The following is a 14,450-nucleotide window of genomic DNA, read 5'->3' on the forward strand; positions in this document are numbered from 1 at the left end:
TCTCCATCCTCCTGTTTCTTAGGTTAAGTTCATAACTAATTATATGAAATGTAAGCGCTGTTGTAAACTCATTTAGCCCAGTTATTTAAATCTTTTGTTTTTTACCATTAATTTGAAAGTGATTTAATTGGTTCAAAAGTTTTTCTGTGTTCATTTATTATGCCGTGTTGACTAATACCATCTAAATGTTGTTGAGTACCATACCCAACATTTTTTTCGAAACCATAACCTGGGTGTTTAACTGCAAGTTCGCGCATATATCTATCTCTATGTTCTTTGGCTAATACACTTGCTGCTGCTATAGATACGCTTTTAGCATCTCCTTTAACTAAGGATGTTTGAGGAATATCTACATCTAGTGTCATCGCATCTATCAGTAAATGTGTAGGCTTAACAGATAAAGCCTCAACTGCTCTTATCATTGCCAATTTAGTTGCTTCATAAATATTAATTTGATCTATTTCCTCAACTGTTGCCACACCATACGCATATGCATATACTTCTGATAGCAATTGTTCTTCCAAAATATTTCTTTTCTTTGCAGAGAGTTGTTTTGAGTCATTTAAACCTGTGAAATGGTGATCTTTATTTAAAATAACTGCGCAAGTAACAACAGGACCAGCTAATGGCCCTCTTCCCACCTCATCTATGCCACAAACTAACGCTTTGTCATCATCAGACAGTATTTCATTTTCATAATGAGACATCTCTTTATAATTTTCTAGTAATTTTTGAACTTTTTCCAATTGTTTTCTTCTAGAAACAATTGCGTTTTGTACACCTTTACGATCATCGTCATTAACAGAATGATTTTTTAAAGTTTCTAACGAATGAATATCTTGTAACAATAATTTAATTTGTTGAATGGTTTGACTCATAATATATTTACACGTCCATTTCACTAGCGATATCAAAAGTGTAAGTGCCGATTCTGGCATTTCTCACTTCATGTATAACTAGATCAATAACCGCTTCATAATCAACTTCATTACCACGTCTTAATAATCCACGACGGCGCCCTATAGCATCAAACCACTCTAGGTTCTCTGCATCGATTGGCACATCGACTTTGTAATGTTCTTTTAACCCTTCGTAGTCGTGTTCTTTCATAAATTCTAAACCATAAATTGCTACTTCATCTAAATGCACAATACTATCTTTGATAGCTCCAGTGATACTTAATTTTTTTCCAACTAATTGGTCTTCAAATTTAGGCCATAAAATACCTGGCGTATCTAACAATTGCAATGATTTCCCTACTTTAATCCATTGTTGTTGTTTTGTTACACCTGGCGTATTACCTGTTTTAGTGACAGATTTATTTGCTAATTTATTAATTAATGTTGATTTTCCAACGTTAGGAATACCAACAATCATCGCTCTAATAGCACGTGGTTTTAATCCTTTTTGCTTTTCTTTTTCGAATTTCTCTGTTGTTGCTTTTATTGCTGCTTGCTCTACGAGTTTTAAACCCTTGCCGTGTTTTGCATCAATTGCTACAGGATAAAAACCTTTCCCTTTAAAATAGTTTTCCCATTTTACTAGCTCTTTTAAATTTGCCATATCTTTTTTATTTAAAATGACTACACGTGGTTTTTGTTGTATTACTTCATCTATCATTGGATTTCTTGAACTGTAAGGGATACGTGCATCTACAAGTTCAAACACTACATCTACTTTCTTTAACTCTTCGGATACTTCTCTTTTTGCTTTAGCCATGTGTCCTGGATACCATTGAATTACCATATATATCACCTTTCTCTATTTACGCTCTATTTAATTAAAAGTTTTAATTTTACACTTGTGCTTTTATTTCATTTTCTGTTCTTTGACTTTAAAATCATAACACGTCACCTATAACGATATAAATAAAATAATGTCATTAACTTTAATTTTACAACATTATTTAGTAATATACTTCAATTTATTTTAGACACCACGTTTAGATCTCTAAAAACGATTAAAATTCGTTTATTTTTTATTTATCCTCTTTAACTTTTAAAACGTTTAAGACTTAATGAATTATATTTTTCTAAATAAATAATAGTTATTTTTATCTTAATTCATAAAATATCGTTACAATGGAATTATATTTATTACATATACAGGAGTCGTTTATGAAGCGTAAATTTTTGTACACATGTTTATTCTTATTACTAGCTGTTATTGGACACAGTTATGTTATTTATAGATTTATCCATGATGGCGTTTTATTTACAGGGCCTAATGATGGTATGGAACAAATGGTGCCAATTCAAATGTATTTGTTTGATAATTGGAGTCATGACAATTGGTTTTATGCTTCTGACTTTGGTCTAGGCGGAGACTTTTTTACTGACTTAAGTTATTACTTTTCGACAAATATTATATTTATTTTGAATGTCATTATCATTGTCTTACTTAAAGTAGTCATACCGATGGATACCTCTGATGTGATGTTTTGGATGACAAATGCCTTAGTCGTTTCTATAATTAAATCTTCTATAGCAATGATAGCAACATTTATCTATGTTCAATATGTTTCACACAATCGCAAAATAGCCGTATTATCAGCATTTATTTTTGTAATGTCACCACTTTATTTTAGGTTCACAGTTTATTGGCCATTTTTTAGTGACGTTTTTATATGGTTACCGTTACTACTATGGTCCATCGAACGCTTCTTAAAAAGTGGCAAACCAGGTTTCTTTATAATTATCGTAACCATTTCATTAATTAATAATTTTTATTTTGCCTATTATCAATTAATAACAGGTCTTTTATATTTTATGTCTAGGATGGTTTTCAAACATAAGAATGATCTCGTAACTAGATTCAACGCATTAATGACATTATGCATTTCAGCATTATTTGCACTAGGTTGCAGTTTGTTTTTCTTTTTCCCAGCAATACAAAGTTACTTTAATAATAGACGTATCCCTTTTGATGGAGATGTAGACTTATTTGAACCTTTTAACCAAAATACAAATATATTTTATGACAATTATTTAATCGTCATACTTTTCTTAACGATTCAAGCATTGCTATCATTCAAATTATATAAGCATTTTTATTTCAAATTATTCGCAATTTTTACTTTGATTTCAATTTGTGCTAGCTTTCTACCTTTTGTAGATCAGTTATTTAATGGCTTTTCAGCACCACAAAAACGCTGGCACTATCTCATTGCTTTTAATTCGGCCATTTTAATAGGATTTTATGTAAAATATTTCCGAACATTACCTTTAAAAACGTATATATTATCTTCTATAGTCGCTCTAGGGTTTATCTTTGCAAGTGCTTGGCAATATGACAAGTTTGTTTCGTGGCTATGGTATATGCCTATAGTTAGTGTGATTGGTTTACTCATACTTTTCGTTAAAGAACCTAAAATAAGAACGAAATTAACGCATCTCTTTATATTGTCTATTATGATACTTTCTGTTTTAGTGTCTGTCGTATTTATACGCAACCAAATTTATTTTGATGATCATGTTCAACGCGCAAATAGTTATTATGTTAATGCCAGTCTCTTTAACACACCGCTTCAGCAGCAGTTAGTTACTAATATGAAAAAAGAAAAATCTGAAGATGAGCGGATTGATTGGCGCGTTAATGAGCAAGATAATACACCGATGTATCAGCATTTTAAGGGAATGAGTCTTTATTCAAGTATTTTTGACCACAATATACTTGATTATTATTACGATGATTTGAAAATTAATATGAAAGAAGAATCTGTAAGTAGATACCAATCAACGAATGGTAGACAAAACATTAATAGTTTATTATCTGTTCGTTATTTAATGTTAAAAGATTACCAAAATAGCGTGCCTGCACATTTCAAAAAAGTTAAAAAAGATGGACAATACCAAATCTATGAAAATACTTTAAACTTGCCTTCCGTGCGTGTTTCAGATCAAGTCTTTGATGCACAAGAACTTAAAGAACCTATAGATAGAGAACATGCAATGATTGATGGAATAATTTTAAATAATGAGGGTAAAACATACACAGATAAAGCTGAAAACTTATTAAATCAAACCAAAATCACCTATCAAAATATGAATCGTAAAACAGATAAAAAAATATATATTCCTAACAATAATAAACAGGGACAAGTACAAATCCATGTTCCAAAAAACATTAGATCACAATATAAAGATTTTTACGTGACGCTAAAAGTTAAAAGAGGCAAACCTGATAGTAATTTTTCTGTAAATATAAACGGTTATTCGAACAATCGGTTATTCAACAATTCTACTTATCGTACTGGGGTTGATACACAACTTTATAGAACACAACCAGATAAAAATGGTGATATAAACATTGCACTTAGCCCTAGTGGTAATTATGAATTTGAATTACAAAGTTTACATGGAGAAAATTATAAAAAGCTTGAAACCGCACATAGCACACAGAACAATGTGGGGCATTATCAAGATATCAAAAATGGCGTTAAAGTAATATTAGGTCCCCATAAGAAAGGTATTGCTTCTATTAATATTCCTTATAGAAAAGGTATGACTGCATACGTAGATGGTAAAAAAGTAAAACCATTAAAAGTAAATTATATGATGACAGGTGTGCCTGTAAATAAGGATAGCAGTGAAATTACAATTAAATACAAACCACAATATTGGTATGCTATGATCGCACTTTCAGTCATTAGTATCATCTTGAGTGTAGTTTGGTGCATTCACATAAATAAAAAAACACAGCGCAATTTAAATTAATATTTAAAAGGAGTTTGTCAGAGATGAGGTATGACGATGTTTCGTAAACTTTGGGCCCACAAAGTTACAAGATTTATTTGTATTGTTGCGCTGGGTATAGGCGTTGCTTTACTAACATTCACACCATATATCTTTCGTTATTTAACTGAAGGGATTGTTTTTAGCGGGAGTGGTGATGGCTATAGACAAATGATGCCATTTCAAATGTATTTGTATGAACATTTTAGCCAATTCAAAAGTTTTTATGATCATTCATTTGGTTTAGGTGGCGATTATGTAAAAGATTTAGCTTATTATTATGCTACTTCGCCATTTACTTTGATTAATTTTATTTTTGTCTGGCTATCAGAAGTATTATTTAATAGTAATCCAAGTAACATCACGTATTGGGCAAGTAACCAACTGATTGTTGCTTTTGTAAAAGGTGTAGTAACGTTCGTACTAGCCTTTTACTATTTTAGATATATAAAATTTAATCGTCATGCTGTTTTTTTGGCTTCTATGTTATATGGTGCCTCAACAGTAGTAATTTATTTTAATTTTACTTGGTCATATTACGGAGACTTGCTTATTTTTCTTCCACTCTCCTTATTGGCTATTGAACGATTTTATAGAGAAAAGAAAATAGGGTTATTTATTTTTGCTGTAGCTCTAACTTTATTTTCAAATTTCTATTTTAGTTATTATGAATCGCTTGTACTATTTGCATATTACTTTTATAGATTAGTATTCCCTCACCCGAGTGATATCGTCACTCGCAAGCAAAAATTATGGATTATTCCTGTAGCAATAGTATTAAGTACACTAGTCAGTATTTGGGGATTCTATACCGGGGTTACTTCGTTTTTCAACAATGATCGAGTAAGCAATCCACATTTTAAAATAAATATGTTTACAGATTTTGCACGACAAAAACACTTTTTTAGTAATGGGTTTTATATCACTGTTTCGATTATCGCTATAGTAGCATTGCTATCATTTAAGTTATATAAACATTATTATTATAGATTTTTTGCAATTATGATTTGGATTATGTTGGTTGGTTCATTGACACCCTATTTTGATAGTATGTTTAATGGCTTTTCGACACCCGAACGCAGATGGGTTTACATATTTGCTTTCACCACAGCAGGATTAATTGCATTGTTTATTCAACACATTTCAGAATTAAAACTCAAGCCATATATCTTAGCATGTGCCCCCGCCTTGCTTTTCATGTCAATCATGACAATTATAGTTGAAAAAGAAAAAATGACATGGATGCTCGCTTGTCTCATTATTATGATTTTTATCGGGATACTTTTATTTAAAAGGTCTCTACTAAAAAAACGTTGGCCTTTAGCAGTATTATTAGTATTATTTATTGTTCAACAAAGTATGATTCTTTCTAATCATCACTACAATAATGTAAGGAATTATGAATCAACCAAATCAGCTATGCATGCTTCAAAATATAAAAGTCCTGCTTTATCTAAGAAAATAGACGAGATTAATCAACGGCATAATGATGATCCACTGAGTAGAATTGATTATATGTCGCAATATGGTCTTAATTCACCAATGATTTATCATTTTAATGGTATTGCTTTATATTCAAGTATTTTTGATGGTGACATATTAAAATATTATGATCAGACATTACAAATTAATATGCATACTGATAAAAATAGTACTTATCGATTATTATCAAATAGAGCGAATTTAATGGCATTATGGAACGTTAATGATCGTATACGTCGACCAGATGATTCGAATATGTCTTTCGGTTTTGAACCTAAAGATACGATTCATCATTCAAAAAAAGAGTCATTTATTCATTCAACAAACGAAATTAAATATCCAAGTGCTCATATAACCAACAAGGTGTATGATTCGAAAGATCTTAAATCACCGCTTGATAAAGAACAAGCAATGTTACAAGGTGTCGTGTTCAACGATAAAGATGCTAAACCAAACAGCCAAATTAAGTCTAATGAAAATTTATTAGACAAAACCTCTACCTCATTAAATAATGCGCATAGAGATAAAGACGGAAAGCTTACAGTGACAAAAGACAAAGGTGGCATAACTTACACCCTACCATCCTCCATTGCAAATAAATACAAAGACATGTATATAGAAATGGATGTTGAACTATTAAGCCCTGACAAGCAACATGACGTCGGTGTGAACGAATACAATCAAAGTCGTAATGAATTGACTTATAAATATCGTCGGTTTGTCACGCCTGTTACAATGCGTGTAAAAGCAGATGAAAAACTACAAGTTAAATTATCACAAGGTAAATATCGCTTTAATATTAAAGGCATTTACGGTGAAAACTATGAAACTTTAAATAAAGCGTCTAAAGCGTTAGATAATGTACAAGTGTCTGAACAACGTTCTGGTTATACAATTAAAAAAGACAAAAATGACGAAGGCTATCTTGTCTTACCAATGGCATATCGTGATGGTATGAAGGCATATGCCAATGATAAAACACTCCCTGTAAAACAAGGCAATGGCATAATGACCGTAATCCCCGTTGAAAAGGGGCAAGAAAAAATAGAACTCAAGTATACGCCACCACATACAACTATCTTGGTAGTTTTAAGTGTTCTAGGTATTATATTGAGTATTGGATTCACGAAATGGATTAAACCAAAAAATTAAGCATAATATTAAAGTGCTAAATCTGTTATTTTCTTATACGCTAAAGGGAATGAGACAGAAATCTAATTTTTCTAACAAGATTTCGTCGTCTCACACCGGCAAAGCTGGCTAGAAAATGGAATACAAGCGCTTTAGCTCTTGCATAAGAACTACTTATCTTCATAAATGAAGTAGTAGTTCTTTAAAAGCTTGATATAAACGCATTTTCAGTTCAGTCAGCCACTGCCAATATAATAATTGAGGCTGAGAACATGTATTTTATCTCAACCTCTTTAATGAGCTACTTAGGTTTGCTAGAAACTTCGACTAAATTTATTTTTCTAGCAAGACAACCTAATGTAGCTTATATTATATATATGCATCAAAAAAAGCGACTCCCATTGGGGAATCGCTTTTTTTATGTCTAATTTGCTGATTAACGAATTTCTTTAATTCTAGCAGCTTTACCACGTAATTCACGTAGGTAGTATAATTTAGCACGACGTACTTTACCACGGCGTTTAACTTCAATTTTTTCGATTTTTGGAGTGTGTAATGGGAATGTACGTTCCACACCAACACCTGAAGATATTTTACGTACAGTGAAAGATTCTGAAACTCCTCCACCACGGCGTTTAATAACTACACCTTCGAATAATTGGATACGTTCGCGAGTACCTTCAACAATACGTACGTGAACTTTTAAAGTGTCACCTGGACGGAATGAAGGTATATCTGTGCGTAATTGCGATTGAGTTACTGCTTCGATTAATTTGTGATTACTCATTATTTTTCTCTCCTTCAACCTATGTTCTTGCCTAGACAAAATATAGCAGCGGATCATAGTGATTTTCGTGTGTCGCACACTTAAAATATATTAGCATACTACTAATCTTTTTTCAATTGCTTTTTATATCTTTCTATAATTTCTTGGTCTTTTTTAGTCAACGGATACTGTTCTAATAAATCCGGACGTTTTTCCCATGTTCTTAAAATTTTCTGTTCATAACGCCAGTTATCAATGTGGGCATGGTTACCTGATAATAAAACGTCTGGTACATTCAAATCTTTGTATATACGTGGTCGTGTATATTGTGGAAACTCTAATAAACCATCTTGAAAGGAATCATCCATGTGAGATTGTTGATTACCTAAAACACCAGGTAAAAGTCTAACTACCGCATCTGTCATTACCATCGCCGGTAGTTCACCACCAGTCAATACATAGTCCCCCATTGAAATTTCATCAGTGACTAAATATTCACGGATTCTTTCATCGTAGCCTTCATAATGCCCGCAAATAAATACTAAGTGCTCTGCCTGACTGAGTTCATTAGCAATTGCTTGAGTAAAGGGACGACCTTGAGGGCACATTAAAATGACCCTTGTGTCTTCTGTTCGCTCAATACTATCCATTGCATTGAATATCGGTTCCGGCTTTAACACCATCCCCTGACCGCCTCCAAATGGGTAGTCATCCACTTGATTATGTTTGTTTTCAGCAAAGTGTCTAAAATCCACTGTATTTACTTGTAGCAAATCTTTTTCTTGGGCTCGTTTTAAAATAGATTGGTTTAAAACACCTTCAAACATGCCAGGAAATAATGTTAAATAGTCGATTCTCATTAATCTAATAATCCTTCCATAGGCGTGATTTGAATACGTCTACCTTCTACATCAATCTCTTTGACCACATCCGCGATATAAGGAATGAGGTATTCTTTGTCGCCTTTGACTACCCACACATCGTTTGCACCTGTTTCAAATATCTCAATCACACGACCAATTGGAGTATCTTCATTAAAAACGGTACAGCCAATGATATCTGAATAATAAAATTCATGTTCTCCAAGTTCTATTTCTTCATGATCACGTTCTTGTAAAAGTGTTTCACCTTTTAGGTACTCGATATCATTAATATTATTGATACCTTCAAACGTAAGCATATGCAGTCCTTTATGCATACGATATGAAGCAATTTTAAATTCAAGTGGCGCTTTATCTTTACGTGCTATTTCAACTATTTCTCCTGGTTGAAAACGTTTATCTGTAAAATCAGAATTAGACTTTATTTTCACTTCACCTTTAATGCCATGTGTATTAACAATTTTTCCAACTTCAACTTTCATATATGTGCCTCCGATAAATGTATCTTATAAATGTTGTGTAATTTTTATGTATTATTTAATTATTATAACATGTATAAATCTAACATAGTAATACATTCCTCAATAGAAAATTTTCTTATTCTCAACTATGTTAAAGCACTGATTATAATATTTTCCATTAAAAAAAGAGCACCTAAACGGTACTCTTACAAACACTATATTTGTTTAATAAGTTTAAAACTTATTTTTGGTCGTCGAATTTTTTCAAAATACCTTCTCTTGATAAGATATTGTGAACTGTATCAGTCGGTTTAGCACCGTCTTTTAACCATTTAAGTGCTGATTCTTCGTCGATTTTAACTTCTGCTGCATTTACATTGTTAGGGTTGTAAGTACCAATTTGTTCGATAATACGACCGTCACGTGGTGCACGAGCATCTGCAACTACGATACGATAGAATGGATTTCTTTTTGAGCCTAAACGTGTTAAACGAATTTTAACTGCCATTTATATTCTCTCCTTTTAATTTCATAAGTATTTATTTTCTACAAGAAATAATGATACCAGTTCTTCTAATATTTGTAAAGAGGTTATCCTTTACCAATTTTAAAAAATCATTTTTTCTCATCAATTACCTTTTAAATAACGCGCTTTTGTCAATTTCCTCTTTTCACGCACTTTACACCACTATGATATGCCTTGTCTTATATTAAGTCTCTTGACATCTATATTTAAAAGCTATACATTGAGATTAAATTAAATAAGCACATGCACTAGGGGTGTTTTTAACTGAGATGAGTACAACTCAAACCCTTTGAACCTGATCTAGCTGAAACTAGCGGAGGAAAGTGTGAAAGATTTTATATCCTATATTCAAGGGGCAATCTTGCCTTTTTGCAATATTACTATTCTATCATTTCTAATACACAACTTTCTATAGTGAGGGTTGTGTATTTTTTTAATTTTACTTTTTAAAATTTTAGGAGTGAAAGTTATGAATAAAACTATTTTAGTAACTGGTAGTAGTAGAGGCTTAGGTGCAACGATTGCAAAAACACTATCGCAACAAGGGTACAATATTATAATCAATTATTACAAAAATAAATCGTTAGCAGAAGATCTTGTTTCTGACATCGGCTCTGACCATGCAATTGCCATTCAAGCTGATGTCACAAATAGAAATGATATTGACCACTTAATTGAACAAGCTACCCAATATTTCGGGAAAATTGATGTCGTGATTAACAATGCATTAGTAGGTTTTAAGTTTGATCCTACACAGCAAAAATCATTTACAGATTTAGCATGGGATGATTATCAACAACAGATAGATGGCACTTTAAAAGCTGCCTTCAATGTAACACAAAGTGTCATGCCTCAATTTTTGGAAAGACAGCAAGGCATTATTATTTCTATCGGGACAAATTTATATCAAAATCCCGTTGTACCTTATCATGAATATACAACTGCAAAAGCAGGATTAATTGGCTTTACTCGTAATATTGCTGCCGAGCTTGGTAAATTTGGTATTAGAGCTAATGTCGTGTCAGGAGGCCTGTTAAAAACAACTGACGCAAGTGCTACAACCACGACTGAAGTATTTGACATGATTGCACAAACAACACCGCTTAAACGAGTGACTTCGCCACAAGACATTGCAAACATGGTTGCATACTTAGCTTCTGAACAAGCTAATGGTATAACAGGACAAAATTTCACAGTTGATGGTGGCTTAACAATGAATTAACAAATTAAAATTAGGAAGTGCTTTCTATGTCTGATAAAAATCAAAAACAACTTAATATTGGCGTTTTATTATATGCTTGTGGTCATCACCAAGCTGCGTGGTTAATGCCGAACTCTAGTGTGTCACGTATCGGTGAAATTATTTATTATCAGGAATTAGCTCAACTTGCTGAAAAGGGACTATTCGACGCAGTATTTTTCGCGGACAATCAATCTTTTCCTGCGAAATCTTCTACTGATATGCCGGCATTTTGGTTCGATCCTATCGTCAGTTTATCTGCTATTGCTCATGTGACAACACATATTGGACTTGTCGCAACAATTTCAAGTACATTCTCAAATCCTTTTACCGCATCTAGACAGTTGCTCAGTCTAGATCATCTTTCAAATGGACGTATAGGTTGGAATCTTGTCACCTCTATGACAGATTTAGAAGCTTTAAATCACAGTATGGAAATGCTCCCTGATCATAATGAACGCTATGAAATTGCTGCTGAATTTGCAAAAGTGATGAATCGGTTATTCACATCTTGGGATAAAAAACATTTTTTACATGATCGAAAGAATAAAAAAATTATTAATGATGATGACATTAATGCTATTAATCATCATGGTAAACATTTCAAAGTTAAAGGACCATCAACAACGCCAAGTAGTCCACAAGGTCGTCCAGTAGCTATGCAAGCTGGTGCATCTTCACAAGGTATTGCTTTAGCAACTCAATATGCAGATGCAGTGTATTCAGTATCCTGGAACTTTAAACAAGCACAAGCTTTTCGAGAAAAGCTCGATCAACAATTACAATTATCAAAAAACAATAGTAGATATATCAAAATTTTTCCCGGTCTAGTTACATATGTCGCTGAAACTTATGAAAAAGCCTATGCTAAGAAAGAAAAGTTAGACAAAGCCTTACCGGTGGAAACCGCATTAAAGCAATTAAGTTTCTTTATTCAACAAGATTGTCAAAACTGGGAGTTAGATGAACCCGTGCCACCCCTGCCTCCTGTAGAAGATTTTACAGGACCAGTTGGCCGTTACGAAACAATATTGGAAATTATTCGTGATACTCATCCAACTGTAAGAGAACTACTCGGTTACTTAAATGCTGGTGGCGGGCATTTCACCTTGATTGGTACTCCTGAAGATATCGTAGATCAAATGGAGTACTGGTTACTAAGTGGTGTAGCCGATGGTTTTAATTTGATGCCGCCTGTCTTTCCAGATAGTTTAGAGGATTTCGTAGCATTTATTGTACCCGAATTACAAAAAAGAAATTTATACAGAACAACTTATGATGGTCATACTTTCCGTGATCATTTAGGATTAGAAAAAATTTAATCATTCTTCAAATAATACAATTGACGAGAAACCAGAACGGTAATTTGTCAAAGAATCATTACAGAACGAAGACAAACCAAATGACCTTACATCATTTGGTTTTTTTAATAAGTCTTAATTTTTAGGATTTATGGCAAGACAAATCAGCGTCGTATTTATAGATTTTTTATTCCTCTACACTTTCTCATATCATATCTTTAGTATCTTCAAATCTTCTTTCAATTATTTGAGACCACAATTTTCACTAATTCTATTATACATTTGTTTTTTATTTACCTTTATATAAGTTGCATCAATAAATAACGATAAATGATTTATTAAATTCATTTTATTTGAAATGTGGCAGTGGGTTGGGCGTACTCCTGTGGAAAAGTATTAATCGAAGAATACAGGCTGATACTATTAACTAAGGAAAGAAAGCACAAAAAAATGCCAACAAAGTCATAGACTTTGTCGACACTATGCAACGATTTGTCTAAGCATCGTTGTTTTGGTTTTTATTATTTATAGTTATACAAAATTTATGATTTTAGAATGGTAAGTTCATGCCATTCATCATATTTTCCATTTGTTTGCGTTTGCCTTTTTTGCCTTTACCGCCACCGGAAAATTGTTTCATCATTTTTTTCATATCAGTGAATTGTTTCATCAATCTATTGATTTCTTGCACTGAACGTCCTGAACCTTTAGCAATACGTTTTTTACGAGAAACATTTAAAGTTTCAGGTTTGTTACGCTCATTAGGCGTCATAGATTGAATGATGGCTTTAATATGATCAATTTGCTTATCGTCCATATTCATATTTTCAATGCCTTTCATTTTGTTCATGCCAGGAATCATTTTCATAATGTCATCAAGAGGTCCTAAACTTTTAACTTGGTCTAATTGTTCTAAGAAATCTTCCAATGTAAACGAAGATGTACGCATTTTCTTTTCTAAGTCTTTTGCTTTATCTTCATCCACATCTGTTTGTGCTTTTTCAATTAAACTCAATACATCTCCCATACCTAATATACGAGATGCCATACGTTCAGGATGGAATGCTTCTAAGCCATCTAGTTTCTCACTCATACCTACAAATTTAATCGGTTTTTGAGTAACTGATCTGATTGAAAGTGCAGCACCACCACGTGTATCACCATCTAATTTTGTTAATGTTACGCCAGATAATTCTAATTGAGAATCAAAAGATTCTGCAACATTCACAGCATCTTGACCTGTCATCGCATCAACAACTAACATAATTTCATCTGGTTTCGTAATTTCTTTTACATCGCTTAATTCTTGCATTAATGCTTCATCAACGTGTAGACGACCAGCAGTATCAATAATAACAAAATCTAAATGCGCTTCTTTTGCATGTGCGATTGCATTTTCAACGATTTGTTGTGGCTTAACTTGATCGCCTTCACTATAAACTGGAATGTCGATTTGTTTACCTACTGTTTGCAATTGATCAATTGCCGCAGGACGATAAATATCTGCCGCTACCAATAATGGCTTTTTATTATATTTTTTACGCATTAATAATGCTAATTTACCAGCAGTGGTAGTCTTACCAGCACCTTGTAAACCAACCATCATCACTACAGTTGGCGGCTTGTTAGCCATTTTAATCGTAGCATTTTCCCCTCCCATAAGTTGGGTAAGTTCTTCTTGCACAATTTTGATGACTTGTTGTCCAGGTGTTAATGACTTCATAACATCTGAACCTAAAGCTCTATCTGATACAGTTTTGACAAATTCCTTTACCACTTTAAAGTTAACATCGGCTTCTAATAATGCTAATCTTACTTCACGCATCATCAATTTAATATCTGCTTCAGTAACTTTACCTTTGCCTCGGATTTTTTGCATCGTTCCTTGTAGACGATCGGATAATCCTTCAAATGCCATATCAAATACCC

The 14,450-nt window shown here is 32.8% G+C and carries 11 protein-coding genes and 1 riboswitch; of the genes, 4 read left to right on the plus strand and 7 right to left on the minus strand.

The features are described from left to right. Window positions 1–107 precede the first annotated feature (107 nt). On the minus strand, window positions 108–878 hold the full coding sequence (locus tag AOB58_RS03600) for a ribonuclease HII (RefSeq protein WP_021338734.1): 771 nt from the start codon (window positions 876–878) through the stop codon (window positions 108–110). A gap of 7 nt (window positions 879–885) precedes the next feature. Then, on the minus strand, window positions 886–1,746 hold the full coding sequence (gene ylqF / locus AOB58_RS03605; protein WP_021338733.1) for a ribosome biogenesis GTPase YlqF: 861 nt from the start codon (window positions 1,744–1,746) through the stop codon (window positions 886–888). Between the two features lie 371 nt (window positions 1,747–2,117). On the opposite strand from ylqF, the gene AOB58_RS03610 reads away from it, so the two are divergent. Further along, the gene (locus tag AOB58_RS03610) at window positions 2,118–4,715 is read left to right on the plus strand and encodes a YfhO family protein (RefSeq protein WP_064782960.1); all 2,598 of its coding nucleotides are present in this window, start codon (window positions 2,118–2,120) and stop codon (window positions 4,713–4,715) included. 36 nt (window positions 4,716–4,751) lie between these two features. Then, window positions 4,752–7,367: a YfhO family protein gene (locus tag AOB58_RS03615; RefSeq protein ID WP_046465280.1), complete on the plus strand. Its 2,616-nt coding sequence runs from the start codon at window positions 4,752–4,754 to the stop codon at window positions 7,365–7,367. Between the two features lie 415 nt (window positions 7,368–7,782). On the opposite strand, the gene rplS is transcribed toward AOB58_RS03615, so the two are convergent. The 4 genes from rplS to rpsP form a co-directional block, all read right to left on the minus strand. Then, on the minus strand, window positions 7,783–8,133 hold the full coding sequence (gene rplS, locus AOB58_RS03620) for a 50S ribosomal protein L19 (RefSeq protein ID WP_002507872.1): 351 nt from the start codon (window positions 8,131–8,133) through the stop codon (window positions 7,783–7,785). Window positions 8,134–8,234: 101 nt separating this feature from the next. After that, the gene (gene trmD, locus AOB58_RS03625) at window positions 8,235–8,972 is read right to left on the minus strand and encodes a tRNA (guanosine(37)-N1)-methyltransferase TrmD (RefSeq protein WP_021338730.1); all 738 of its coding nucleotides are present in this window, start codon (window positions 8,970–8,972) and stop codon (window positions 8,235–8,237) included. Next, window positions 8,972–9,475, minus strand: coding sequence for a ribosome maturation factor RimM (rimM, locus tag AOB58_RS03630; protein ID WP_021338729.1), 504 nt, complete (start codon window positions 9,473–9,475; stop codon window positions 8,972–8,974). The genes trmD and rimM overlap by 1 nt, the downstream gene beginning before the upstream one ends. 220 nt (window positions 9,476–9,695) lie before the next feature. Next, on the minus strand, window positions 9,696–9,962 hold the full coding sequence (gene rpsP / locus AOB58_RS03635) for a 30S ribosomal protein S16 (protein ID WP_002507875.1): 267 nt from the start codon (window positions 9,960–9,962) through the stop codon (window positions 9,696–9,698). A gap of 258 nt (window positions 9,963–10,220) precedes the next feature. Beyond that, window positions 10,221–10,319: riboswitch (TPP riboswitch) on the plus strand. Window positions 10,320–10,449: 130 nt separating this feature from the next. On the opposite strand from rpsP, the gene AOB58_RS03640 reads away from it, so the two are divergent. Together AOB58_RS03640 and AOB58_RS03645 are read left to right on the plus strand one after the other, a co-directional pair. After that, window positions 10,450–11,202, plus strand: coding sequence for a 3-oxoacyl-ACP reductase (locus tag AOB58_RS03640; protein ID WP_064782961.1), 753 nt, complete (start codon window positions 10,450–10,452; stop codon window positions 11,200–11,202). Between the two features lie 26 nt (window positions 11,203–11,228). Beyond that, the gene (locus AOB58_RS03645) at window positions 11,229–12,542 is read left to right on the plus strand and encodes an NtaA/DmoA family FMN-dependent monooxygenase (protein ID WP_064782962.1); all 1,314 of its coding nucleotides are present in this window, start codon (window positions 11,229–11,231) and stop codon (window positions 12,540–12,542) included. Window positions 12,543–13,071: 529 nt separating this feature from the next. Here AOB58_RS03645 and ffh read toward each other — a convergent pair. Next, window positions 13,072–14,439, minus strand: coding sequence for a signal recognition particle protein (gene ffh, locus AOB58_RS03650; protein ID WP_002507878.1), 1,368 nt, complete (start codon window positions 14,437–14,439; stop codon window positions 13,072–13,074). Window positions 14,440–14,450: the final 11 nt, after the last annotated feature.

Origin of the sequence: Staphylococcus sp. AntiMn-1 (genome assembly GCF_001663395.1) — a bacterium.
GTDB classification, from domain to species: Bacteria; Bacillota; Bacilli; order Staphylococcales; family Staphylococcaceae; genus Staphylococcus; species Staphylococcus equorum.